General features: G+C 60.1%; 27 protein-coding genes and 1 pseudogene. 5 read left to right on the top strand and 23 right to left on the bottom strand.

Going from position 1 to position 25,163, the window contains the following annotated elements; translation table 11 throughout:
* Nucleotides 1-12: 12 nt before the first annotated feature.
* From F8A88_RS00205 to F8A88_RS00120, 19 genes and pseudogenes are all read right to left on the bottom strand, one after another.
* Nucleotides 13-495, bottom strand: coding sequence for a metallophosphoesterase family protein (locus tag F8A88_RS00205; RefSeq protein ID WP_151148929.1), 483 nt, complete (start codon nt 493-495; stop codon nt 13-15).
* 11 nt (nt 496-506) lie between these two features.
* On the bottom strand, nt 507-1,295 hold the full coding sequence (locus F8A88_RS00200; protein WP_151148928.1) for an MlaA family lipoprotein: 789 nt from the start codon (nt 1,293-1,295) through the stop codon (nt 507-509).
* A 25-nt stretch (nt 1,296-1,320) separates the two neighbouring features.
* Nucleotides 1,321-1,956, bottom strand: coding sequence for an MlaC/ttg2D family ABC transporter substrate-binding protein (locus F8A88_RS00195; RefSeq protein WP_151148927.1), 636 nt, complete (start codon nt 1,954-1,956; stop codon nt 1,321-1,323).
* Nucleotide 1,957: 1 nt separating this feature from the next.
* Nucleotides 1,958-2,404 carry an outer membrane lipid asymmetry maintenance protein MlaD gene (gene mlaD / locus F8A88_RS00190; protein WP_151148926.1) on the bottom strand — a complete coding sequence of 149 codons (447 nt, stop codon included), beginning with the start codon at nt 2,402-2,404 and terminating at the stop codon, nt 1,958-1,960.
* Nucleotides 2,405-2,427: 23 nt separating this feature from the next.
* On the bottom strand, nt 2,428-3,255 hold the full coding sequence (locus tag F8A88_RS00185) for an ABC transporter ATP-binding protein (protein ID WP_151148925.1): 828 nt from the start codon (nt 3,253-3,255) through the stop codon (nt 2,428-2,430).
* A 14-nt stretch (nt 3,256-3,269) separates the two neighbouring features.
* Nucleotides 3,270-4,073, bottom strand: a complete 804-nt coding sequence (locus tag F8A88_RS00180) for an MlaE family ABC transporter permease (protein ID WP_151148924.1) — start codon at nt 4,071-4,073, stop codon at nt 3,270-3,272.
* Between the two features lie 186 nt (nt 4,074-4,259).
* Complete coding sequence (locus F8A88_RS00175; protein WP_151148923.1) at nt 4,260-4,871, bottom strand: HD domain-containing protein; 612 nt, start codon at nt 4,869-4,871, stop codon at nt 4,260-4,262.
* A gap of 148 nt (nt 4,872-5,019) precedes the next feature.
* Nucleotides 5,020-6,222, bottom strand: coding sequence for an FprA family A-type flavoprotein (locus F8A88_RS00170; protein ID WP_151148922.1), 1,203 nt, complete (start codon nt 6,220-6,222; stop codon nt 5,020-5,022).
* A gap of 114 nt (nt 6,223-6,336) precedes the next feature.
* A complete protein-coding gene (gene rd, locus F8A88_RS15930; RefSeq protein WP_241667363.1) occupies nt 6,337-6,498 on the bottom strand; it encodes a rubredoxin in 162 nt (53 codons plus the stop codon).
* A gap of 69 nt (nt 6,499-6,567) precedes the next feature.
* Nucleotides 6,568-6,783: pseudogene (locus F8A88_RS16020) on the bottom strand (rubredoxin); the annotation flags it as partial.
* 52 nt (nt 6,784-6,835) lie between these two features.
* On the bottom strand, nt 6,836-7,225 hold the full coding sequence (locus F8A88_RS00160; RefSeq protein ID WP_151148920.1) for a desulfoferrodoxin: 390 nt from the start codon (nt 7,223-7,225) through the stop codon (nt 6,836-6,838).
* 26 nt (nt 7,226-7,251) lie between these two features.
* Nucleotides 7,252-7,824 (bottom strand): rubrerythrin, encoded by a 573-nt coding sequence (gene rbr, locus F8A88_RS00155; RefSeq protein ID WP_151148919.1) that lies wholly within the window; start codon nt 7,822-7,824, stop codon nt 7,252-7,254.
* Nucleotides 7,825-7,931: 107 nt separating this feature from the next.
* A complete protein-coding gene (locus F8A88_RS00150) occupies nt 7,932-8,330 on the bottom strand; it encodes a Fur family transcriptional regulator (protein WP_151148918.1) in 399 nt (132 codons plus the stop codon).
* Nucleotides 8,331-8,484: 154 nt separating this feature from the next.
* Complete coding sequence (locus F8A88_RS00145) at nt 8,485-10,500, bottom strand: methyl-accepting chemotaxis protein (RefSeq protein ID WP_151148917.1); 2,016 nt, start codon at nt 10,498-10,500, stop codon at nt 8,485-8,487.
* 9 nt (nt 10,501-10,509) lie between these two features.
* Entirely contained in the window at nt 10,510-10,989 is a 480-nt protein-coding gene (locus F8A88_RS00140; protein WP_151148916.1) for a cytochrome c family protein, read from the bottom strand.
* 152 nt (nt 10,990-11,141) lie between these two features.
* Complete coding sequence (locus F8A88_RS00135) at nt 11,142-14,132, bottom strand: phosphoribosylformylglycinamidine synthase subunit PurS (RefSeq protein ID WP_151148915.1); 2,991 nt, start codon at nt 14,130-14,132, stop codon at nt 11,142-11,144.
* A 62-nt stretch (nt 14,133-14,194) separates the two neighbouring features.
* Nucleotides 14,195-15,163 (bottom strand): polyprenyl synthetase family protein, encoded by a 969-nt coding sequence (locus F8A88_RS00130; protein WP_151148914.1) that lies wholly within the window; start codon nt 15,161-15,163, stop codon nt 14,195-14,197.
* 10 nt (nt 15,164-15,173) lie between these two features.
* Nucleotides 15,174-15,905, bottom strand: a complete 732-nt coding sequence (gene mqnB / locus F8A88_RS00125) for a futalosine hydrolase (RefSeq protein ID WP_151148913.1) — start codon at nt 15,903-15,905, stop codon at nt 15,174-15,176.
* 5 nt (nt 15,906-15,910) lie between these two features.
* On the bottom strand, nt 15,911-17,230 hold the full coding sequence (locus tag F8A88_RS00120) for a nucleotide sugar dehydrogenase (protein WP_151148912.1): 1,320 nt from the start codon (nt 17,228-17,230) through the stop codon (nt 15,911-15,913).
* Between the two features lie 73 nt (nt 17,231-17,303).
* Here F8A88_RS00120 and F8A88_RS00115 point away from each other — a divergent pair, with 73 nt between their 5' ends.
* On the top strand, nt 17,304-17,507 hold the full coding sequence (locus F8A88_RS00115) for a DUF2065 domain-containing protein (protein WP_151148911.1): 204 nt from the start codon (nt 17,304-17,306) through the stop codon (nt 17,505-17,507).
* Between the two features lies 1 nt (nt 17,508).
* On the opposite strand, the gene F8A88_RS00110 is transcribed toward F8A88_RS00115, so the two are convergent.
* Together F8A88_RS00110 and F8A88_RS00105 are read right to left on the bottom strand one after the other, a co-directional pair.
* Nucleotides 17,509-18,267, bottom strand: a complete 759-nt coding sequence (locus F8A88_RS00110) for a ubiquinone/menaquinone biosynthesis methyltransferase (RefSeq protein WP_151148910.1) — start codon at nt 18,265-18,267, stop codon at nt 17,509-17,511.
* 6 nt (nt 18,268-18,273) lie between these two features.
* Complete coding sequence (locus tag F8A88_RS00105) at nt 18,274-18,468, bottom strand: hypothetical protein (RefSeq protein ID WP_151148909.1); 195 nt, start codon at nt 18,466-18,468, stop codon at nt 18,274-18,276.
* A 502-nt stretch (nt 18,469-18,970) separates the two neighbouring features.
* Here F8A88_RS00105 and F8A88_RS00100 point away from each other — a divergent pair.
* The 4 genes from F8A88_RS00100 to F8A88_RS00085 all read left to right on the top strand — a co-directional run bounded on the left by F8A88_RS00100 (nt 18,971) and on the right by F8A88_RS00085 (nt 22,635).
* Nucleotides 18,971-19,168, top strand: a complete 198-nt coding sequence (locus F8A88_RS00100) for a hypothetical protein (protein WP_151148908.1) — start codon at nt 18,971-18,973, stop codon at nt 19,166-19,168.
* Between the two features lie 49 nt (nt 19,169-19,217).
* On the top strand, nt 19,218-20,462 hold the full coding sequence (locus tag F8A88_RS00095) for an NYN domain-containing protein (protein WP_151148907.1): 1,245 nt from the start codon (nt 19,218-19,220) through the stop codon (nt 20,460-20,462).
* 155 nt (nt 20,463-20,617) lie between these two features.
* A complete protein-coding gene (locus tag F8A88_RS00090; RefSeq protein ID WP_151148906.1) occupies nt 20,618-21,313 on the top strand; it encodes a response regulator in 696 nt (231 codons plus the stop codon).
* The gene (locus F8A88_RS00085; RefSeq protein ID WP_151148905.1) at nt 21,313-22,635 is read left to right on the top strand and encodes a sensor histidine kinase; all 1,323 of its coding nucleotides are present in this window, start codon (nt 21,313-21,315) and stop codon (nt 22,633-22,635) included. The genes F8A88_RS00090 and F8A88_RS00085 overlap by 1 nt, the downstream gene beginning before the upstream one ends.
* A gap of 84 nt (nt 22,636-22,719) precedes the next feature.
* Here the strand turns inward: F8A88_RS00085 and F8A88_RS00080 are convergent, their stop codons facing one another.
* Nucleotides 22,720-22,953, bottom strand: coding sequence for a hypothetical protein (locus F8A88_RS00080; protein ID WP_151148904.1), 234 nt, complete (start codon nt 22,951-22,953; stop codon nt 22,720-22,722).
* Between the two features lie 13 nt (nt 22,954-22,966).
* The gene (locus F8A88_RS00075) at nt 22,967-25,030 is read right to left on the bottom strand and encodes a ribonucleoside triphosphate reductase (RefSeq protein ID WP_151148903.1); all 2,064 of its coding nucleotides are present in this window, start codon (nt 25,028-25,030) and stop codon (nt 22,967-22,969) included.
* Between the last annotated feature and the right edge of the window lie 133 nt (nt 25,031-25,163).

Raw genomic sequence — 25,163 nt, 5'->3', positions numbered from 1 at the left:
TGCGAAAAAAAATCAAATGTCCGCGTCCACGAACTCGCAGTCCATGGAACGATCCGGATGCACCGTGATGATGGCCAGCGACCCGGTTTCGCCGAGGCTGCCCGGGTTGCACAGGCGCACCCCGCTGTTCACAGACCAGTCGCGGGCGTGGGTATGGCCGTAGCATACGAGGTCGTATTCGGCACCAAAGGCCTGCGCCACCCTGTCTGCCACCTGCGGACGAGGTCCCCATCCGTGGGTCAGGCCCACGGCAAGGCCGCCCGCGTCAATGGAGATCATGGGTTCGAGCGCGTCCACAAGGCCCGGGTCCCAGTCGCAATTGCCGCGCACGGCATGGAAATTGGGATGCTGGAGCAGAAAACTCCATGTGTCGAAGGAGGTAATGTCCCCGCAATGGAACAAAAAATCCGCCGGCTCGAGCCACGTGCGGTACACATGGTCGAGCCAGGCGGGAGCTTTCGAACAATGGGTGTCGGAAATGACGGCCAGCCGCATGGGTCTGCCGATTATTCCGCAACCTTCTTGGCGCGCAGCTTCAGGTAGGCATCGCGCACCGCTGCATAGGGGTCAACGGAACTATCCACGATGGATTCGTAGCGGCCGATCTCAAAGGTCAGCTTGTTGATCCGGGCATAGGACTTGGTGGCCACGGACCAGTACCACGGGTGGATGTAGGTGGTGGGAGTGATGAAATACTCACCCACGTAACCCACGGTATCCCGCGTGGAGCTGGGGCCGAGCACGGGCCAGACCAGATACGGGCCGGGACCCATGCCCCATGCGCCGAACGCCTGCCCGATGTCCTCATCTCCCGTGGGGATGGGGCGTACGGTCTTTCGTCCTTCGGTCAGGTCGGCGAAGCCGGCCAATCCAATGGTGGAATTGATGATGAACTTGGAGGTTTCCATGCCCGCGGATTCGAACTTGCCCTGCAACAGGCAACCCACCAGACGGACAGGATACATCAGGTTTTCAAAGAAATTCTTGACCCAGCCGCGGGGACGTTCGGGAATGACGAACGCATAGCCCTGCGCCAAGGGCTTGAATACGCCGAAATACAGGGCATCGTTGACCTGAAACCAGAAACGGTTCCAGCCTTCGAGGGGATCGCTGACCTTGACCTGCTGTCGATTCAGATCGTCGGTAATCAACTCGCCGGAGTCGGTCCATATTTCATCATCCTCAAACTGCGCCAACTGAATGGCCGCATCCTGCTGCCCGGCATCGGCCATGACCGAAACCGGCGCGGAAAGCACCACCATGAAAAACGCAATTATCGCAATATACAAACGCATAATCCGTCTCCCCCCGGGAGGATTACTATTCACTCTTGTTCTGCGCAGCCTCAAGAGCTGCCACGCGTTCGTTGATACGGTCAATCAACCCAGCAGTATCACTATCGTGCAATATCTCATTGAATTGACTACGATAATTCTTCACCAGGCTGATCCCCTCACCGATGATGTCATAGACATACCAACGCCCGTCAAGCTTCACGAGCTTATAATTTACTGAGAATACCTTATCCTTAGCAACTACATCCGTCAAGACCATGGCCTTGGAACCCTTGACCATCTCCCTTTTGTACACGACCTTTTCATCGTCGTACTGACGAATCTGTTTCAGGTAGGTCAGCTCCAGCAGCTTGCGGAACGAGGCCACCAGCTTTTCTTGCAATTCAGCGGGCATTTTCAGCCACGGACGCCCGACAGCCCGCATGGTCAACTGCTCGAAGGCAAAATAATCATCGGCCATGCTGCTGAGTTTCTGAATGATCTTGTCCTTGCCGTCGTCGGTGTTGACGGACGGATCCTTGAGGATGGCGATGATCTTGTCCACGCCTTCCTTGAGAGTTTCGGTCGGGGTCATTTCTGCCACGGCCAGAGCCGGGAGCAGCAGCACCGCGCACAGCGCAATGGCTGCGAGGCTACACTGGACTCGGTTCTTCCTGTTCATTCTACACCTTCCCGAAAGCGAACTTGCTGATAAGGCCCTCGATGTCGATGGCCGGTTCGGTTTCAAACAACGTATCTCCGTCACCCACAGGGTCGCCCACGCCGCCGGGTGCGATCTTCACGAACTTGTCGCCGATCAGCCCGCTTGTCTTGATGGACGCAATGGCGTCGTCGGTCAACTTGACATTCTTGCGGATCATCAGTTCGAGATGCGCCATGCCGTCCTTCTGGTCGAGGCTGATGCTGCGGACAAAACCGACTTCCACGCCGTAAATCTGCACCGGGGCATTGGCCTTGAGCCCGGAAACATCCGTGAAATTCGCCTGCAACACATAATAGTCGTCGGAGAACATGGTCACGTTGCCAAGCTTGATGCTCATATAGGCCACGACCACCAAACCGATCAACACAAAAATACCGACTGCGGTTTCCTTGCTGTACTTCTTCATGACAAATCCTTGCGGGCCAAGCCCTACTCTTCGCCCAGCAACTGGGTACAGTTGAGTTTCATCATGCCCGGGTCAATGGGCGGCATGGTCAGTCGCGGGGTATCCCGGTGCGGGGCCTCGCGGTCCAGGAAGCTGCGCAGGTACGCATCCTCGCTGGCCTCCAGTTCCGCAACGCTGCCCTGAAAAAGACAACGCCCGTCGCCCAGCACCACAACGTGGTCGGCAATGGTGCGCATGCTTGCCAGATCATGGGTGACCACCACGGTGGTCATGTCGAAATGCCCCATCATCTCCAGCAGCAGCTGGTCCAGTTCCGCAGACATGACCGGATCAAGCCCGGAAGTGGGCTCGTCGCAGAACAGCACCTGCGGGTCCATGACCAACGCCCGCGCAAGCCCGGCACGTTTGCGCATGCCGCCGGAAAGCTCGTGTGGAAACAGTTCCATGGCATGACCAAGGCCCACCAGATCGAGCTTGTGGCGCACGATGTCCATGATCTGCGATTCCTTGAGCCGCGTGTGTTCGCGCAGGGGCAGGGCTATGTTGTCCTTGAGTCGCAACGACCCGAGCAGCGCCCCGTCCTGAAACAGGGCCCCCATGCGCTGGCGCAGGCAGCGGAACGCCTTGCCGGACAGGGAAAAAATATCATGGCCGCCGATGAAGATGGTGCCGGCTATCGGGGTATGCAGGCGCAGGATGTGCTTGAGCACCGTGGACTTGCCGCATCCCGAACCGCCCACGATCATGGTGACCTTGCCGCCGGGGATGTGGATATCCATGTCGCTGACCACGGGGTTGCCTCCGTATCCCACGGTCAGTGATTCAAGTCGTATTCCTGGTGCCGTTGCCATACGTTCTCCAAACCCTACCAAAGCAGCGAGGTCAAAATGTAATCCGCGGCCAGAATGACCACGCAGGACTTGACCACCGCCGTTGTCGTGGACTGGCTGACCCCTTCAGGGCCGACACGTCCGCGCAAATGCGTGAAATATCCCTCGTAGCAGCAGATGGTGCAGACCAGCACGGCGAAGACGAAGGCCTTGATGAAGCCGCCTTCGATGTCGTCCCAACGAAGGGCCGACTGCACCCGGTACCAATACACCCCCGCGTTGGCTCCCAGCAGGCGGACCCCGGTCAGCCAGCCGCCGGCGATTGCGATGAGGTTGAAAAATCCCGTGAGAATCGGAAATGCGATGATGCAGGCCGCCATTTTGGGGGCCACCAGATAACGCAGGGGATTGATGTCCATGATGGTCAGCGCGTCGATCTGCTCGGAGATGCGCATGACGCCGATCTCTGCGGTCATGGCGGAACCGGCGCGGCCGGTGAGCATGATGGCGGTCAGCACCGGGGCGAGTTCGCGCACCATGGAAAGGGCCACGCCCGTTCCCAGAAAACCGTCCGCACCAAAGGTGGAAAGCGCGAAGTACAGCTGCATGCCCATGACCATGCCCGTGAACAGGCCGATGAGCGCGATGACGCTCACGGACTGCACGCCTATGAAATAGACCTGACGAACGGTCTTGGGGAGCTGACCCCATCCGGCAAAAATGAACCGCACGGAATCCAGGAAAAAGATGGACATGGCGCCCAACTCTCCGAGAAAACGCAGCACGGCACTGCCGATGGCATGAAACGGGGGCGTGATTCCCCCGGTCACCTGTGACATGTAACCCTTCTCCAACGCTGACTTGTCGCAGACACGGGCACCAGTGTGCCCGATGCAGTGCGCTTGAAACTCCCCTTCAAGCCCCGGGGCGAAACGCCCATTGGGAACCACCCGTTCTCTTACAGAAACTGTTCGCGATCAGCAAGGTCTATATAATTATTATACACTGTCCCGGCCATCCGATATTCATTTCGGCTTACCGTTCTTGCGTGTCCACCAATCCTTGTTGCGCACCAGAAACCACCATTCCGAATGATCCGTCTCGGCTATGGTCTGGGCCAATTCACGGCCCCACTGCGTGCGCACACGCTCAAGGGCCAGGTCCAGCCATTTGGTGGCATAGGTGTTGCCGAGGTCGGCTTCTTCCTTGAGATTCATGATGAAATCCAACTGGTCCGCATCCTGCGCCAGCCTGGCTTCCAGCGTGTCCACGTCCTCCAACTCTTCCCACATGCCCAGAATGGCTTCTTCCAGACCGGTTCCTGCGGTGGCATCTTCCAGAGCAGCGGTTCGCTGCGAGGAATTATAAATGCGGTTCACGTAGTTGAAATCGCCGGTACGGGCCTCGTGCAGGTCATGAAACAGACACATGTGCGTGGTGCGTGCCACGTCCGCCCCGGCCATGGTCGCCAGAACATAGCCGATGACCGCTGTGCGGAACGAATGCTCGGCCACGTTTTCCGAGCCGGAACCAAGAAACTGGTATCCGGTGCGTGGCGTTTTGCGCAACATGCCGCATTCAAAAAGAAAATCTACAAGCCGCGTATTTTTGTCGCGCTCGGGCGCTTTTGAATCCATCCATTCACCTCATTCTGTCCATTGAGCCGCAGTGCCCTCTCATAGCCGCTGCCCGGCTCCGGGGCAAGCCGGTTTACAAACCTTTACTTCCGCCTACGGTCCAAGCACAAAAAAACCCCGCCGAAGCGGGGTTTTCGTCTTTTCCGTTTTATTCCGCAAGTTTTTCCTGAATCTTGTCGCCCAGCAAAAGCCCCAGCTCATAACATTGGCCCAGCCCTTCATGGTCGGGAACGAACTTCTGCTTGACCGGGTCGACCACATCCATGCTCATCTTCTCCAGCCATTCCGTGAGGATCTTCACGCACTCGCCGGACCAGCCAAAGGAACCGATGGCCGCGCCGATCTTGTTCTGCGGACGCAGACCCTTCATGTAGGTCAGCATGTCGGCCATGAGCGGCAGAATGCCGTTGTTGTGCGTGGGCGAACCCACCACCACGGCCGCGGCATCGAATATTTCGGTCATGATGATGCTGTGGTGGTCTGCCTTCATGGAGTAGATCTTCACGCTCACACCCTTGTCGGCCAGCCCGGTGGCTACGGCCTCGGCCATGTGCTCCGTGGACTTCCACATGCTGTCGTAAACGATGACAGCCTTGTTCTTGGGTTTCTGGGCCGCGTATTCGCGATACTTTTCAATGACCCAGGCAACGTCGTCGCCGCGGAAGATGAGACCGTGGTCCGGGCAGATCATGTCGATCTCAATGCCCATATCCTCGATGGCGTCCAGAGTCTTGATGACCATGGGCGAATACGGCAGCACGATGTTGGCATAGTAATGCCGCATGGACTGTTCCAGCACCCAAGGGTCATATTCGTCCGCAAAGCGTTCGCTGGAGGCGATGTTCTGGCCGAAGGCGTCGTTGGTGAACGCCAGCTTGGCTTCGGGCACGTAGGTCAGCATGCTGTCCGGCCAGTGCAGCATGCGGGTTTCCACAAAGTTGAGGCTGTATTTGCCCAACGAAACAGTAGACCCTGTGGGCACCACTTCCACGGGCCAGTCCTTGTAATGGAAGTGTGCCTTCATGGCCTTTTCGCCCATGGGGGAAACGTAAATCTTTTCAGGCTTGTAGTGTTCCACGGCATCGGCAAGGCAGCCCGCGTGGTCCGGCTCCAGATGGTTGATCACGAAATAGTCGACCTTGCGGTCGCCGAGCACCTGGGCCACGTTGCATTTGAGCCTGCCCCAGAAATGCTTGTCCACCGTGTCCACCAGGGCGACCTTGTCGTCCACGATCAGGTAGTTGTTGTAGGTGGTTCCCAAAGGCGAAACCGAATAGCCGTGAAAACTGCGGCGATTCCAGTCGACAGCGCCAATCCACCAAATGTCTTCTTTTATTTCAACGGGTTTCATACTTTTCTCCGCCAAAAGGCATTGCAATCATGAAAAGTACGCGACCCGCCCCTCTCAAGGGGCGGACCGCGCTGTTCCAATGTCATTCAAAGGGCCTGAACGGCCCGAAAAAATCTAGGACTCCGCCTCGAATTCTTCCTTGCCGGCCCCGCAGATGGGACAGGTCCAATCGTCCGGGATATCGGCAAATTTGGTACCGGGGGCAACATCGTTGTCCGGGTCGCCAACTTCGGGGTCGTACACATAACCGCAAACGGTGCAAACGTACTTTTCCATATCACTGATCTCCTGTTTTGATTCATTGGCAGTTGCCGCGGCACCTGTCAACGCACCGCCGGCATCTTCCGTGGGCAGTTCGCAGTCCGCGGCTGTGGAACCGGGACCGGCCAACGGCCTGAAACATTTCTTTGTTCCGCCGCATACCGGGCAGCGCCAGTCGTCGGGCAGGTCTTCAAAACGCGTGCCCTTGGGAATCTTGCCCTTTCTGTCACCCTTGTCCGGGTTGTAGATATAACCGCAATTCACGGTCTGGCATTGCCACATGTCTTCCGGATTGGCCATGGCGCACCCCCTGTGATTTCCGGGCGGGGCTTCCCGCCCGGTTCATTTCTTTTTAGGCTTCGGCAGCCCAGAGGCCGTGCAGGTTGCAGAACTCGCGGGCCTTCATGGGGCCGGACAGGCCCTTGACACAAAACGTGGCCACGGGTTCATCGCCCGGCTTGAGCATCCTGTACAGGCACTGATCGCCCACACACAGCTCGATCCATTCGATGTAGTGCTTTTCTTCCATGGGGTGCGGCACGCCGCCCACCTTGACCACGACCTCGTCGCCGTTCTTTTCGATGACCGGAACGTGCTTTTCCTTGGCCGCGTCCACGGTGTTTTCCGTGAACAGCTTCATGGGTTCACCGCAGCAGACCAGATCGCCTGCGCCTTCGTGAATGGCCATGACGATATTACCGCAAGCTTCACATTTGTAAACTTCACCGAGTTTGATAGCCATGATGCGTCTCCTGTATGTTTGGCGGGTTACCAGTTGGTAGCCTTGACTTCAAAATGGGCCTGGGGATGCGCGCATGCAGGACAGAGTTCCGGCGCGGTCGTGCCCTTGTGGTTGTAGCCACAGTTGCGGCAACGCCAGACAATCTCATTGTCCTTGACGAAGACCTTGCCTTCCTCGATGTTCTTGATCAACGCGTTGTAGCGCTCTTCGTGGTAGGTCTCGGCCACGGCGATGTTCTCGAACACGGCCGCGATGTCGTTGAAGCCTTCTTCGCGAGCAATCTTGGCGAACTCGGGATACATGGTCGAGAATTCATAATGCTCGCCCTCTGCGGCCGCCTTGAGGTTCTCGAGGGTGTTGGCCAGCTTCCCGGCGGGAAACGAATCGGTGATCTCCACCTCGCCGCCTTCCAGAAACTTGAACAGCCGTTTCGCGTGCTCTTTTTCATGGTTGGCGGTTTCTTCAAAGATATGCTGAATCTGCACATAGCCTTCTTTCTTGGCGATGCTGGCAAAGTAATTGTACCTGTTGCGGGCTTGGGATTCGCCGGCAAAGGCCTTGAGCAGATTCTGTTCGGTACGGGTTCCCTTGATTGACATATCATTCCTCCTTGAGCGTGATATCAGGTTCAGCTTCGGTGTTGTGACCGAGGTACTGTAGAGCCATAGCATGTGACGCGGAAAAAAGTCACCCGAAAAAGAAAATCCTAATGCAGCTTGGACCGGCACTCGGGACAAATGCCCACAAACTCCACGTTGCAGTGCTTAATGTCGAAACCGCGCGCATACTCTGCGGGCAGATCAGGCACATCAACATCGCACATGACGTCCGCAATGCACGAACACACCGAACAACGGATATGGGGATGGGGACTCGGATTGCCGTCAAAACGCTTTTGCGTCCCCGGCCCGCCCAGCTTGAGCACCAGACCCTGGTTGCTCAGAAACTCCAGGTTCCGATACACGGTCCCCAGACTGATTCGGGGAATGATCTTGCGCACCATGTCATAGACCTCGTCGGCCGTGGGGTGCGTGGTCACTTTCCTCAACTCATCAAGTATGACCTTGCGCTGCTTGGACAGCCGGAAACCTACTTCTTTGGACATAATTCTTCCTCGGGTTAATCTTAACGATAATTATTCCTAAAAACTTTTTCCCGTCACGTCAAGGGCCAAATTATGCACCAAGCCAAAAAACGGACCGCGGCCGAAACGGCCACGGTCCGAATGCTTTGTATGCCAGAACCATCAGGCTCCACCGTCAGTTCTTGAATTTCTCCACCAATGTGGCCAGCTTCTGCGACATTTCAGCCACTTCCTGAATCCCGTTGTTGGATTCACGGATACCGGCCAGCACTTCCTGCGAGAGATCGTTGATCTGGGTGACCCCGGAATTGATCTCGTCGCTGGTGGCGGACTGTTCCTCGGCGGCCGCGGCAATGCCCGAAACCATGGTGGCTATGCGTCCTGCTTCTTCCACGATCTTCTCCAGCACCTCGCCGGACCCCTGCGCCATTTCCGAGGCGTTGAGCACGCGCTCGCGAGTGCCGTCCATTTCCGAGACCACCTCGGTGGTACTCTGCTGGATGCGGTTGATGGCGCCTTCCACTTCCTTGGTGGCGTCCATGGTCTTCTCGGCCAGCTTGCGCACCTCATCAGCCACAACCGCGAACCCGCGTCCGGCCTCTCCGGCCCGGGCCGCCTCAATGGCCGCGTTGAGCGCCAAGAGGTTGGTCTGATCCGCAATGTCGTTGATGACATTGATGACCTGGCCGATGCCCTCGGCATGCTGGGAAAGCTCGCCCAGCGACGTGGCCAGGCTTTCCGTGGTGTTGGCCACCTCGTTGATTTCGCCCACCGCGTTGCGCACCACCTGCCCGCCTTCCTCGGCCACCTTGTTGGCATTTCCGGAAGCATCGGCGGTTTCCGCGGCATTGCGGGCCACCTCCAGCACCGTGGAGTTCATCTGCTCCATGGCCGTGGCCACCTGCGAAGTCTGGTCCGCGGTGGTGTCCACGCCGCCGGCAAGCTGGTCCATCTGGGCAGAAAGCTCTTCGGACGCCCGGTTCAGGGTCATGGCCACCTCGGTGACCTCGTTGGCAACCACCAGCAGATTCTGGCGCTGCTGCTCGATATTGGCCTTGTCCGCCTCTTCGCGCGTCAGGTCGATGAGCACCCCGATGGCGCCCACGGTCTTGCCTTCGGAATCCTTGAGCGGCGAACACTCGAAGTGCAGCGGAACGGCCCGCCCTTCCCGATTGGTATAGCGGAATGCGCCGCTGATGGTCTCACCGCTTTCAATGACATGGGCGGCGTCGCACGTTTCCTCGCCTTCCACGCAATCGAAGACATCGGTCACTGTCCTGCCCTGCACCTCTTCGGCCGGGCAGCCGAAAATCTCTTCCAGCGGCTTGTTCACGAACTGGAACCGCTCCCTGTCGTCGGTGACGAACAAGGGCACGATGATGCCCGAAAGCACAGAGCGGTTGTATTGCAACTGGTCCTTGATCTGGTCCACCATGTTGGAAAGGTACACGCCGAGGCTGGCCAGTTCGTCGCCGCCCTTGACGCTGAACTGCGCGTCCAGATTGCCCTTGCTCACTTCTTCGGTGGCCGAGGCGATGATCTTGATGCGATTGACCACGTTGGTGCGGATGAACACGATGAGCGCGGCCAGCAGGGCCAGCACGCTGAACAGGGAAATGCCCGCGGACTTGATCTGGTCTGCCTTCATGGCCGCGTACTGCGGGCTCACGTCGATGGTGGTCACCAGCGCGCCCAGGATTTCGCGGGACTTGCCGTGGCAGTGATAGCAGGACGGCTCGTTGCGGATGGTCTTGACCTCGCCGAAATGCAGCCTGCCGTCGATATCCAGCAAATCACCTTCCTGAATACCCTTTTTCAGTCCCTCTTTGACAAGGCCGGGCAAAAAGCCCTCGCTGCGCACGTCAAAAACGCTCTTGCGCACGGTGTCGGCATTGGTGGAATAGGTGATCTCGCCCTTGTAGTCCACGAGGTAGGCGCGCACGTCCGTGTACCGCTCGGCCATCTGGGCGAACTTGCCCACGGTGCCCGCGTTGTCGCCGATGCTCATGGGCTCCTCGATGGCCATGTAGAGCATGTCGCCGATGCGGTCGGCAGATTCATGCACGCTCACGTGCATGCTGTTGTAGGTCACATAGGAATTCCAGAGAAACAGTCCGGTGAACGCCACTACTGTCAGCAGCGACGTGAGCAGCACAACCTTGGCTCCGAGTGATTTTCTGAGTACGTTCATGGCCACCTCCTAATGCGCGCCGCCGAACAGCAGCGGCTTGTAGTCGAACGCGGCCACGCGTTCCGAGTTGTGACAGATCTCGCAGTCGGAAACCTTGATATCGCCCTTGATCAATTCGGGATCCCCGCCCGACTCCACATGGTCGTAGCCCGGCCCGTGGCAGACCTCGCACCCGGCGTTGCCCAGTTCGGGCGTCTCTTCAAAGGAAACAAAGCCGCCGGGCTGCCCGTATCCCGTGGCATGGCAGGCATAACATTCCTTGAGCTCGTCCGCGGTCAGGTCCGCGGCCATGAGCTGCACGGACTTCCCGGAATGGGCCTTTTTGGAAAATTCCGTATAATTGGCATATTCCTCTTCATGGCAATCCGCACACGCGGCATTGCCCACAAATCTTCCGGAACCGGCCTCGGCGACCTGCGTCCAGCAAACAAAAAGAGCTGCAACGCATAGCGCGCAACAGCTCCCTTGCAACAATCGAAACACTCCCATTTCAGCCCCCTCGCACACAAAGCGCAGTACGTTTACAACAGCCTGATATTACTAACCCTATAATTCCATATAGGATTTTCCAAGCTGAGTAAAGGGGCTGGCGGAATTTCGCTTACCGTGCAGACTCCGGTAGGAAATACTGCATCCGATGCCTACCAGTCCAACGTAGCCTTGAAGGCCCGGGTCAATCCGTCCACGTCCTCACGAATCAGAGACACGTTGCCGCGTCCGATTGCAAGCACGGGCTCCTCGGTGACCGTGCCGACGCAGCCCAGCGCCTGTCCGGCAAAAAGCGCCTCGAATGCGGGCACCTCAGCCTCGGGCACCGTGACCACGAACCGGCTGGCCGATTCACTGTAGAGCATGGCCGTGTCGTCAAGCTCACCGCAGCAGGGCATGTTTTCAATGTCCACCTGTGCGCCCAGCCGTCCGCCGATGCACATTTCGGCCACTGCACAGGCAAATCCGCCGTCGGAAATGTCGTGGCAGGCGGTGATCAGGCCGCGCTGCAAGGCCTCGAACACGGCCTCGTAGCGATCGCGGGCCGAGAGCAGGTCCACCTGCGGCACGTCCGCGCTCGTGAATCCGAGCTGGTCCGCAAGTTCGGAGCACCCCAGTTCGTCATGGGTCATCCCCAGCACGTACACGCGATCGCCCGCGCGCTTGAAATCCGAGGTGGTGCATTTGTTCACGTCCGGCACCACGCCGATGACGGAAAAGAGCACGGTGGGCGGAATGGAAATCTTTTCGCCGCCGCCCTTGTAGTCGTTCTTCATGGAATCCTTGCCCGAAACGCAGGGCACGCCGAACCCGAGGCAGTAATGGGCCAGCGCCTGGTTGGCGCGCACCAGCTGGGCCAGCTTGTAACGGCCATCCGGCGTGGATTCGGACTGTACCGGGTCGCACCAGCAGAAGTTGTCCACACCGGCCATGAAACGGAGGTCCGCGCCCACGGCCACGGCGTTGCGCACGCCCTCGTCAATGGCGTTGGCCATCATCCAGTAGGTGTCCAGATCGGAATACCGGGGGCAGATGCCGTGGGAGACAACCAGCCCGCGCTCGGAAGCGAGGTCCGGACGCAGCACGCCCGCATCGGACGGACCGTCGTTTTGTGCGCCGGTCATGGGCTTGACCACGCTGCGGCCCTGCACCTCATGGTCGTACTGGCGCACCACGTATTCCTTGGAGCAGATGTTCAGCCGGCCGAGCATGTCGCGCAGCAGGGAGCCGTGGTCGTCCACGGCCGGGACCGGCGTTTCCTTCACTTCCGGGCGTTCCCATACAGCTTCCAGCTCCATCTGCGGCACGCCGCCGTGCAGGAACTCCATGTCCAGACAGGTGACCATTGTATCGTTGTAGCGCACCAGATAGCGGCCGGAATCGTCAAAGGTTCCCAGGGCCGTGGATTCCACGTCCATCTCGCGGGAAAGGGCCATGAACTCGTCCAGCTTTTCGGGCGGCACGGCCATGGTCATGCGCTCCTGCGCCTCGGAAATGAGAATCTCCCACGGACGCAGGCCGTCGTACTTGAGCGGAGCCTTGGCAAGGTCCATGTCAAACCCGCCGGAATCCTCGGCCATCTCGCCCACGGACGAGGACAGGCCGCCCGCGCCGTTGTCGGTGATGGCGTGATACAGGCCCCGGTCGCGGGCACGCATCAGGAAATCGTACATCTTGCGCTGGGTGATGGGGTCGCCGATCTGCACGGCCGTGGCCGGGGAGCCTTCGTGCAGCTCCTCGGACGAGAACGTGGCACCGTGAATGCCGTCCTTGCCGATGCGGCCGCCGCTCATGACGATGACATCGCCGGGCAGGGCCTTCTTTTCATGGCTGGGTTTTCCGGCCACGGTCACGGGCATGGTGCCCACCGTGCCGCAATAGACCAGCGGCTTGCCCAGATAGCGCTTGTCGAAAACAATGGAGCCGTTCACCGTGGGAATGCCGGATTTGTTGCCGCCGTGTTCCACGCCTTCGCGCACACCCTCGAACACGCGGCGCGGATGCAGCAGCCGGGGCGGCAGCTCGCCTTCGTAAAACGGGGAGGCAAAACAGAACACATCCGTGTTGCAGAGCAGGTTCGCGCCCATGCCCGTGCCCATGGGGTCGCGGTTCACGCCCACGATGCCGGTCAATGCCCCGCCGTAGGGGTCCAGCGCCGAGGGGCTGTTGTGGGTTTCCATTTTCACGCACACGTTGACCGTGTCGGAAAAACGAATCACACCCGCGTTGTCCTTGAACACGGAAAGGCAGTAGTCGCCGTATTCACCGCTCTTTTCATTGCGTTCACGGATGGTCTTGGTGCTGCCCTGAATATAGGTCTTGTACAGGCTGTCCACGGTGGACGACGTACCGAGTTCCTTGTTTTCATAGGAAATCTTCGAGCTGAAAATCTTGTGTTTGCAGTGCTCGGACCATGTCTGGGCCAACACTTCAAGTTCCGCGTCCGTGGGGTCGGCGGGCAGGCCCAGTCCGGCGCGCTCGCTTTTCACGGCCGGGTCCGCATAATAATCGCGGATGCGGTGCAGCTCGGTCAGGGAAAGCGCAAGGGTGTTGGCACGGGAAAAGGCCATCATTTCCTCGTCGCTCATGGTGGACAGGGGAATCACGGCCACCTCGTCGCTGGCCTTGCCCGTGACCTGTGCCGCCCTGGCCGGGAATCCCGGGGCCTCGGCCCATTCGTCCGCGCTGCGCAGTTCATAGCGCTGGATCAGCTCGTTGGCCAAAAGGTCGCGGCCGATGTGGTCCACGGTCTCCCGGTCCAGATCGCCGTTCAGCAGATACTGGGCCGAGGTGTACACGCGCACGCTCTCGGTGGATTCCAGGCCGAGCACCACGCCCAGCGTTTCGCGGGCGGTACGGCCTTCATTGTCGGTCACGCCCGGGCGAAAACCCACTTCCAGCGCCCAGTCGAAATCGCGGGCCAGCGGCTCCAGCGAAACCTCATGCAGCACGGGATCGTGCAGGGCGGCCCGCTCCAGAGCCATGTCCACCTGCGCCGCGTCCAGCCCCTCGAGGGTGTACACGCGCACGATGCGCACCGAATCCACGGCCACACCCAGTTCGCTCCGAATCTTCCGGGCAAAGCTCTCGCCCACAACGTCACGCACATGGGACTTCAGCCCCACTTCCACACGGCACAACATCCGTCCGACTCCTTAGTATCCGTATTAACGTAAAAGGCCGACCGGATTCCGGTCGGCCCTGTCTACTTGGTTCTCGTGAGCACGTACTCGGCAGCCTGCCGGAGCACCGTCAGTTCCGGGCAATCCGGAAACGGCCCCAGCGCGTCCTTGGCCTTTTGCACGTAGGCCGCGGCCTCGTCCCGCGTCCTGTCCGCATAACCGCCGTCACGCACCTGCGTCACGATGTCCGTACACTGCTCTGCCGAAAGCCTGCGCTCGCGCAGGGCGTCCAGCAACTCTTCGGCGGCAACCTCGTCCGCCTGCTCCATGAGCAGGATCAGCGGCAGGGTCACCTTGCCTTCCTTGAGATCGCCGCCCTCGGGCTTGCCGGTCTCGGAGGAAGGGGAAACATAATCAAGGGCGTCGTCCACCAGCTGGAAGGCGATGCCCAGGTTCAGGCCGTATTCCGCGGCGGCTTCCTCCATGGCGGCATCATCCGTGGCCAGCACCGCGCCGCAGCGACAGGCCGTTTCGATAAGACGCGCGGTCTTGCCGATAATGATGTCCATGTAGGTTTCGCGGTCCAGCGCGGGATTGCGGGAAAAGCCGATCTCCTCGATCTCGCCCGCGGCCGTGTCCATGATGCCCTTGGCCAGCACCGCGGAAAGCCGGGCCTTGCCGTAGCGCGCGCCCATTTCATTGGCCAGCGCCAGAAGCGCGTCCCCGGCCAGAATGGTCTCGCTGCGCCCGAACACCAGATGCGCGGCCCTGCTGCCCCGGCGCATGTCCGCGTCGTCGAGGTAGTCGTCGTGCAACAGGGTGGCGGAATGCAACAGCTCAAGCGCACAGGCCATGGGCAGGTAGTCGTCCCGGTCATAGCCCAATGCACGGGCCGTGAGAATGGTCAGCATGGGACGTATGCGCTTTCCCCCGGAACCCAGAATATGCAGGGCCACGTCGCTGACCAGCCCGTTCAGCTTGCGGGCTTCCTCCTCAAGAAAGGCATTGATCCCGGGAAGTTCCCCATCGAAATATGCAAGAAGTTCTTTCATGTATGCTCGCTCAAAATAGCGGACTGTCCTCTCGGCGTCCTGACAACAGGCCAGTGCAGGCGTTCCCCAACGCCGCAAGCGCCCCCTCGATGTCCCAATCCGTCCTCTCTCGGGATCCAACACGATTGGACACGGTCCTCAATTCCACAAACGGCACACCGGCGACGGCACACCCAAAGGCAAGGGCAAACCCTTCCATGTTCTCCAGCAGCACGTCAAACCTTTTCCGCAGGCCGTGGGCGCGCTCCGTTGCGGCGCTCACACCGCTCACGGAAAGGAAATCCGCTTCGCCCCACTGCCTGTCCGCATGCAGGCCCATGGCCTCGGCATCCCGATACGGGTTCAGGGCGACCCGGTCCCAGACCGCCTCGCCGCCCACCCGGGCCAGCGGAAACTTCAGGGCGCGGGCATCGGTCATACCGTTCTCGTCCAGTACACCGTATTCGGGCCATGTCTCGCTTTTGGCCAGCCAGACCGACCCCAGGGGCGCGGCCTGCACGTCGAACGAACCGGCGATGCCCACGTTGACCACCCCGGCCACGCCGCGTTCCAGCAGACGACCCAGCATGATCCCGGCATTGACCAGCCCCACGCCGCATGTGCAGGCCAGCAGTTCCCGGCCATGCACGCTGATCCGCGCCGTGCCGCCCTGTTCCAGGGCATCGCCGTCGGGCAGGTCGATACCCGCCCCGGCAAGACAGGCGCGCAGCTCGCGATGTGTGGCGGCCACCAGTGCCAGCATGCGGCCTACAGCCTCCAGAGAGTCATGCCCTCATCCTGTACGGCCTTGCGGTCGAAAAATCCCTTTACGTCCACGAGCAGGGCCTTGTCCGGATTGCGGAACCAGCCCCTGATCTCGGCCAGCGGAATGGAGGCGTAGGCATCGTGGGCCACGGTCAGGATCAGCGCGTCCAGATCGCGCAGGTCCTCCATGGGCCGCAGATGCATGCCGTATTCCTCGCGGGCCTCGTCCGCATCGGCCAGCGGATCCGTGACCACAACGTTCACGCCAAAGGATTCCAGCTCGGCCACCACGTCCACCACCCGGGTGTTGCGCAGGTCCGGCACGTTCTCCTTGAAGGTGAACCCCATGACGCCCACGCGCGCGCCCTTGATGACCGCGCCGTCGTTGATCATGCGCTTGACCGTGGATTCGGCGATAAACTTGCCCAGGCCGTCGTTGATCTGCCGGCCGGCCAGTATCACCTGCGGATGCAGGCCCATGGCCTCGGCCTTGAAGGTCAGGTAGTACGGGTCCACGCCGATGCAGTGGCCGCCCACCAGCCCCGGCCTGAACGGCAGGAAATTCCATTTGGTGCCGGCCGCCTCGAGCACGTCCAGCGTGTCGATGCCCATACGGTCGAAAATCATGGCCAGCTCGTTCATGAGCGCGATGTTCAGGTCGCGCTGGGTATTCTCGATGACCTTGGCGGCCTCGGCCGTGCGGATGTCCGCGGCGCGGTGAATGCCCGCCTCCACCACGGTTCCGTAGACGTGGGCCAAGAGGTCCGAGCTTTCCTCGTCCATGCCGGCCACCACCTTGACGATGGTCTCCAGCCGGTGCTCGCGGTCGCCGGGATTGATGCGCTCGGGCGAATAGCCCACCTTGAAGTCCTCGCCGCACTTCATGGAGGATTCACGCTCAAGAATGGGCACGCAGATTTCCTCTGTCAGCCCGGGATAGACCGTGGACTCGTAGACCACCACCGTGCCGGAAGCCATGTTTGCACCCACCGTGGTGCTGGCGCCGACCACCGGACGCAGGTCCGGGGAGCGGTGCTCGTCGATGGGCGTGGGCACGGCCACCAGTATGAGACGGGCCTCGTTCAGCCGGGCAACGTCCGAGGTGAAGGTCAGGTCGCAGTCGCCCACGTCCTCGAAATCGATTTCGCCGGTGCGGTCAAAACCCTTTTCCAGCTCGTCCACGCGGGTTTCGGAAATATCCACGCCCAGCACGCGAAAATGCCGGGCAAGGGCCACGGCCAGGGGCAGGCCCACATAGCCCAGTCCCAAAACCGCAATGGCATCCCGCTTTTTCTTCAGGTCATCAAAGGTGACAACTGACATATATACACTCCAAATGGTGTTTTTCGATCAACGCCGGGTGGACAAGGACGTCCGCCCGGTTTAGGAAATTCGCATGAATATCGACTGGACCCTCATACTCTCGGCCCTGGGCCTTGCCTTGGTCATTGAAGGCATTCCCTATTTCATCTTTGCCGACCGCATGCCCCGGGTGCTGCGCACGCTTGCCGAACAGCCGCCCCGAAACCTGCGCATCCTCGGGCTTACGGCCGCCATCCTCGGCCTGCTCGTGATCTGGCTGGCCCGTTCGCTGCACTAGCTCAGGACCGGTCGTCTCCGGCCTTGCTGCCCACGTGCATGTACACGATCCCCGACATCATGGGCACGTGGTAAACCCTTTCAAACCCTGCGTCCACCATCTCGGCGGCAAGGCTGCGCTCGTCCGGAAAGGCCCGGATGGTATCCGCAAGGTAGCGATACGCCGATGCATCGCCGGACACAACCCGGCCTATGCCCGGCAGCAGTTTGTCCAGATAAAAATTATACAGGCCCTTCCAGACCCGGCGGCTGCCCGTGCCGAATTCGAGGATGCAGAAGCGTCCGCCCGGCTTGAGCACGCGCAGGACCTCGGCATAGGCCGCCTCTCGCGGCAATATGTTGCGGATGCCGAAGGCTATGGTGACCGCGTCCACGCACTGGTCGGGCATGGGCAGTTTGCGGCCATCCGCCTGCACCGGGAGTATCGCGTTCTCGCGGCCCTTTTTCAGCTTGGAGCGTTTGCCCTCGGCCAGCATTTCATGGGTAAAGTCGAGCGCGGCCACGCGCACCGTGGGGTATTGGCGCAAAAGCTCCACGGAAACGTCCATGGTCCCGGCCGCAAGGTCGAGCACCATGCCGCCCTCGGCGGGCCGGGCCGCGCGCGCCAGGCGATATCGCCAGTAGATATCCTGGCCCAGACTCAGAAAGTGGTTGAGAAAATCATACCAGCGGGCAATGCGGCCAAACATGTCCTTGACCTTGCGGCCATGTTCCTCATGTTCGCCCTGCACGGGTTTTTCCGCCACATCCGGTTCCTGCATGGGCGGTTATTCCTTGTCTCCGGCCGTGGCCGGAGCCGTGGAGGCGTTGTTCTTGCCGCCGCTGGCCGTGGCTTGCAGGACGTCCGTATAAATGGTGCGGAAATGCTCCCCGAAATTGCTCGGGGAGATGCGTCCTACCTCGATAAATTTGATGACCACTTCCTTGGCCACCTGCAATGCCTGCTTTTCAATCTTTTCCACTGGGATCCTCCCGGGATAAATGCGCAAAACCCGCCCGGTGGGAAATGGCCTCGACCAACGACGGTAAAGGGCCCGGGCGGGAAAAGAAAAGAAACCGGAAAGCCCCTCTTCTTTTTTCGGCGGTCTTTACCATGCCCCGCCCGGGAAGTCGAGGCTCCACCGGGTCGCCGCCCCGGACAAACCGTTCCGAGCTTCTTGACCGAAACTTCTAATACTCATATGTCATTAACGGCTGTACAATCGGTCTGTAAAACCCTGCGGCGTCCACCGCAAACCAACCCGGACAAGACGTCATGCCCGAACAGAAACAAGCCCGCGCAACAGCGTGCCGCAACCGCATGGCCCTGCCGGGTATGCGCATGCGCCGCACACAGGACAATTTCTGTCATGCTCCCGCAATCACTGATGAAAGCGCCGGGAGCGCCGAAAAGGCAAGGCCCGCTGCCCAGAGGCCGGTTGGCCGCCGAACGTTCGCCGACTCTCCGGCACGGCAGGAGCAATCATGAACGACAACAACGAAAAACGATTGCGGGAAGCGCTGGGAAACCGTCTGCGGCAACAAGGGCTCGACCCGGCATTGGCCGCACCGACCCTTGACCTGATCGGCCGCACGCCCAAGGCGTTGCGACAAACCCTTTCCGCGTTGCTGGCGCAGGCCGCCGGACAAATCCGGCCCAGAAACGTCGACACCGGCAAATGACACCGTCCGGCACCAGACGGACCGCAACCACCCCACAAAGGACAACGCCATGACCGACTACCTCAAGAGCGCCCTGTTCATCGATTTCGACAATATTTTCATCCGCCTGAACGATCAGGACCCGGAACTGGCCGAAAAATTCGCCACCCAGCCCCAGCGCTGGCTGTCATGGCTGGAAAAATTCGCCCTGCCCCGTGGATGCGAAGAACAGCGCCGGGCCATCCTCATCCGCAAGTGCTACCTGAACCCGCAGACATTCCACGATTTCCGTCCCCATTTCATCACCTCCGCCTTCGGAGTCACGGACTGTCCGCCCCTGACCAAGCAGGGCAAGACCAGCGCGGACATCCACATGGTGCTCGACATTCTGGACGCCATGAACCGGGACACGAACTTCGACGAATTCATCATCTTTTCCGGCGATGCCGACTTCACGCCCGTGCTCATCAAACTGCGCGAGAACGACCGCATGACCACGGTGCTGCACGTGGGACCGACCTCCCCGGCCTACAAGGCGGCCAGTTCCATGCTCATCAGCGAGGACCAGTTCATCGAGGAAGCACTGGACTACCGGGACATTCCGGAGAGCATTCAGGACCACGCCTCCACCCAGAACCTCAAGGAACAGGTGCGCCAGTTCATACTGGATACCGTGGCCGGGTCCGGATCGCCCATCGTCATGGCTACGCTGGCCGCGAAAATCCGCCAGCGCTTCACCCGCTGCCTGCCCTGCGATTCATGGTTCGGGGCCGAGAAATTCCGGGACTTTTTGTATTCGCTGGACCTCGGCGGGCTGCAGATTTCCTCGGTCATTCCCGGCTACGTCTATGACCCGGAACGGCACGAACAGCCTCGGGAGACATCGCCCAACACGGATTTCGAGCAGAGCCATCCGAACCTGTTCCAATTTGCCAAGCTGGTGCATCAGGTCACGGACGTGCCCCTGCTGACCCCGGCCCACTACCGGGAACTGTTCCGGGCCATTGCCGACGAGGTGGCCCGCAACGGTTTCCAGCTGACCACCACCTCCAAGAACGTGCGCGACCAGCTGGTGGAACAGGACGTTCCGGTCTCGCGCCAGCATGTGAATTTCGTGCTCATCGGCATCGGCCGTTCCGGGTACCTGTACAAAAAGGACGGCTCGGACACGTCCCTGGAATTGTCCAAGGCCTTTGCCCAGAACGTCAAGAACCTGTGCGTGGCCGCACAGCTCTCCCTCGACGAGCAGCGCATGCGCAAACTCTTCGAATGGATCATTTCCGTTGACGAAATTGAAAATCCCCCCGCCCAGTAACCTCCCAAAAGGAAGCAACGACCCATATTCCGCGGCCAAATGGCGCAAAAAGACAGGCGCCCGGCACTCTGCATATGTAAACAAGTGTAAATTCTTGTTTGAGTCCGTGCTTTTTTGCAAAAAAATCCTTAATGACTTTCTGGTGGAGGTCCCCCATGAACGAATCCATCCTCATAATAGACGACGACGAAAAACTCAGACGGGTACTCAGGGAATACCTTGAGGAATACGGACATTCCGTGCTGGAGTTGCCGGACGGAACCAGCGCTGCCGAAACAGTGCGCAGGCAGGCCCCGGACATCGTGCTGCTGGACGTGATGATGCCCAAGGTGGACGGCTTCGACGTGTTGCGTTCCATCCGCTCCGTTTCCGGAATCCCGGTGATCATGCTCACGGCCAAGGGTGAAGATTCGGACCGCATCGTCGGCCTTGAACTGGGTGCGGACGACTACATCCCCAAGCCCTTCAACCCGCGGGAGCTGCTGGCCCGCATCCGCGCGGTATTGCGCCGCGCCAGCGACCGCCCCGCCGAACAGGAGGCAAACCCGGACATACTCGAAGCCGGCGGACTGATACTGGACACGGCACGCCAATCCCTGATCGTGGACGACAAGGCCCACGACCTGTCCTCGGCGGAGTTCAACCTCATGTCCGTATTCATGAACAATCCGGATATCGTGCTCTCCCGCGACAAGCTCATGAACATGGCCTGGGGCAGGGATTACGAGGCCTATGACCGCACCATCGACGTGCACGTGAGCAAACTGCGCAACCTGCTCAAGACCTACCCGGCCCATGCCCAGCGCATCCGCACGGTCTGGGGCTCGGGCTACAAATTCCTGGCGGGCTGATGCGATCCAACCGCATCTACATAAAATTCTTCATGGCGGTCAGCATCATGCTGGCCGTGCTGCTGGTCGTGGTGGGCACCACCTTCTATCTGGCCTCAAACCAGCTGGCCACCATCCGCAACAGGCCCATAGCCGACGTAACCTCGTCCATCATGGCCGACGAACAAGGGCACCAACCGGACTTCGCCCTGGAGGAAACCCGCGACTATTTCAACCGTGTGGCCAAAGGCATCAACGGACTGATCTGGGTCACGGACTCTTCGGGTTCCGTCATTTTCAAAACCTTCGAGGGCGCGCCCCCCGAACCGGCGCACCTGTTTTCGGGCAAGGGCAAGGAGGGCGCCGTGCCGATCAGCCTGCACGACGGCACGCCCGGGCAGCTGCACTTCGTATTCAACGACGATTGGCACAAGGAAACCAATACCCTGTTCTTTCTCGGGCTGGCGGCTTCGGTGCTGACCATCGCACTTTTGAGTTGGCCCGTGGCCAACCATGTGGCCCGGCCGCTCAACCACCTGCGCCAGGTCATGGCCCGGTTTGCGGACGGGGACCTTGAAGCCCGGGCCACCATGTGCCGGTGCGGCAAGGGCGAAATAGCCATGCTGGGCCGGGATTACAACGCCATGGCCGACAGCATCGTGCGCATGATCGAAAGCAATCGGGAACTGACCACCAACGTCTCCCACGAAATGCGCAGTCCGCTGGCCCGGCTGACCATCCTGCAGCAGACGTTGGCCGAACGATTGTCCAAAACCGACGACACGCGCGCCGTGGCCCTGCTCCGGGACATGGATCAGGAAATCGAGGCCATGGACAACCTCATCGGCCGCATCCTGCAGTTTTCCAAGATGCATCTGCGGCCGGAGGAATACCGGGACGTGAATCTGGTGGAAATGATGGGCAGCGTGCTGGAGACATATGCGCCCCGCCAGCTGGAAAAGGACATCCGCCTGGACGTGTTCGCCCCGGCCAAGGTCGTCTGCCATGTTGGCGAGGAATCCATGCTCTGGCTGCTGGAAAACGTCATCGGCAACGCCGTGAAGCACACGCCGAAAAACGGCCGGATCGTGATCACCATGCGCAGCGAAGACAAGCAGGGCGTCATCGAGGTGACCAACACCGCGGCCCCGCTTCCGGAAACCGAACTGCAATCCATTTTCGAGCCGTTCCAGCGCGGCTCCAACCAGACCGGGCAAGGCTCCGGCCTCGGCCTGGCACTGGTGGCGCGCATTGCCGAAAACGTTGGCGGCACCGTACAGGCCACCAACGCGGCCACGGGCTTTCGCCTGACAGTGCGCGTTCCGTCCAGCACCACAGCCTGATCCCCAACAGATTTACCCCGCAAAAAAAGGACCGCCCCGAGGGACGGTCCCGTTTTGCTTATCTGTCCGGCCGGACCGGTATCTTCAATTCCCGTTGTCCAGCACGCTGTCCGCTGCCTCGCGGACCGTTTCAAGGGCCTTGCCGCGCTCCTGTGCCAGCTTTTTCCACTTCTTCTTTTCCTTCTTGACCGCTTCCACGGTGTGCAAAAGGTCCCGAATTGTGTGGGCCGGATACCCGTGCCGGGCATAGCGGCCCTTGCGCAACTCTTCGTCGTTGCGCTGGCGCAGTGCGTTCAGTTGGCTTGCATTGAGGATCATGTCCTATGCTGTACTAGCCGCAGCAAACGCTGTCCATACTATACTCGGCGCGATCCTTGTACTCCTGCTGCTTGCCCTTGTTCCAGCGGCTCACCGGGCGATAGTAGCCCACCACGCGGGTATACACTTCCGCTTCCTTGCCGCAGGTGGGGCAGTCGAAGTGCTCGCCCGCGATGTAGCCGTGTTCCTCGCAGATGGAGAAGGTTGGCGTGAGCGAGATATACGGAATCTTGGTATTGGTCATGGCCTTGATCAGGAAGCTCTTGACGCTCTCCTCGTCCGGCGCGGCCTCGCCGATGAACGAATGGAACACGGTGCCCCCGTTGTACTGGGTCTGCAGCTGGTCCTGATGTTCCAACGCAAAGAGCACGTCCGTGGTCACGCCCACGGGCAGCAGCGTGGAGTTGGTGTAATAGGGAACCTCGTCGCTGCCCGCAGTGATGATGTCCGCATACAGGTTGCGGTCGATCTTGGCCAGACGGTAGCAGGTGCCTTCGCCGGGCGTGGCCTCGAGGTTGTAGAGGTTGCCGGTCTCTTCCTGAAAGTCCACGACCAGACGACGCAGCAGGCGCAGCACGCGGCGCATGAGCCGCACGCCCGCTTCGGTTTCAATGCCCTTGCCCAGCAGGTTCTGGCAGGCTTCGTGTCCGCCGATCACGCCGATGGTGGAGAAGTGCCCCTTGTAGCCGTTCTTCAGGTAGCGGCGTGAATAGGGGAACATGCCCGCATCAAGGCTCTTCTGGATCATCTTGCGCTTGAACTCCAGCGAATCGCGGGCCATTTCCGCGTATTCGGTGATCAGCTCCATGAAGTCCTCTTCGTTGTGCGCCAGATACGCCAGCTTGGGCAGGTTCAGGGTCACAACGCCGATGGAACCGGTCAGGTCGCCGGCGCCGAACAGGCCGCCGGTCTTCTTGCGGATTTCACGCAGGTCCATCTGCAGACGGCAGCACATGGAGCGCACGTCTTCGGGGTTGAGGTCCGAGTTGATGAAGTTCTGGAAGTAAGGTGCGCCATAGCGTGCGGTCATCTTCAGCAGCAGGCTGCCGGCCTCGGAATCCCAGGCAAAATCCGGAGTCACGTTGTAGGTGGGGATGGGGAAGGAGAAAATGCGTCCGTCCGCGTCGCCCTCCAGCATGACTTCGAGGAAGGCCTGATTGATCATGGCCATTTCCTCGGCGTATTCGCCGTAGGTGGAATCCTGGAACTCACCGCCGATGATCACCGGCTCGTTGGCGATGTGCGAGGGCGGGGTGAAGTCCAGCGTGAAGTTGGTGAACGGGCTCTGGCCGCCCCAGCGCGAGGTGGTGTTCAGGTTGTACACCAGCTTCTGCATCTGCTGCTTGACCTGATGGTAGTTCAGGCCGTCGTGGCGTATGAACGGAGCCAGATAGGTGTCCACGTTGTTGAAGGCCTGCGCACCGGCCCACTCGTTCTGGAGCGTGCCGAGAAAGTTGACGATCTGGCCGCAGGCCGCGTCGAAATGCTGGGCCGGGGACGAACAGCAGCGGTCCTTGAGGTTGAACCCTTCCAGCAGCAGGTCGCGCAGGCTCCAGCCCGAGCAGTACCCGGCAAGGCCGAAGGAAAGGTCGTGAATATGCATGTAGCCGTGGGTGTGGGCGTCGCGGATTTCCTCGGGATACTTTTCCAGCACGTAGCGGGCCTGCACGGACCCGGCCATATGCAGGATCAGGCCCTGGAACGAATGCACCATGTTGGAGTTTTCGTTCACGCGCCAGTCCGAGTTGTCCAGATAGGTCTCCACCATGCCGGCAACGTCCATGTACGCCTGGTTCTGCTTCCTGAGCTCACGGCGCTTTTCGCGGTAGATGATATAGCGCTCGGCCACCTTGTAGAGACGGGCTTCCATGAGCACCTGCTGGACCGTGTCCTGAACCATTTCCTGTTCGGGAATATCCACGTCTTCCAGCCGTTGTTCCACTTTCTTGGCCAACCGTTTGGACAAAAGCGGATCCTTGATGCCGCTGCCCTTGAGAGCCTTGAAGATTGCGTTGCCGATGCGGTCCACGGACCACGTTTCCAGGCAACCGTCGCGTTTGAGAATTTGTTTGGGCATGCAGTGAACTCCAGAAAAAGACAGCAAAAAAAGAGCCGGAAGACTCGCCAAGGTGCCGTCTTTCGTCATGGCCGGGCTTGTTTGCGCAGGGAGGCTGAACCGTCCTGTGCCCCGGCGATTATCGGGTGATACG

The sequence above is a fragment of the Pseudodesulfovibrio senegalensis genome (assembly GCF_008830225.1).
GTDB lineage: Bacteria > Desulfobacterota > Desulfovibrionia > Desulfovibrionales > Desulfovibrionaceae > Pseudodesulfovibrio > Pseudodesulfovibrio senegalensis.
The sequence above is the reverse complement of the archived record's forward strand: the minus strand, read 5'-3'. Positions and strand labels throughout refer to the sequence as shown.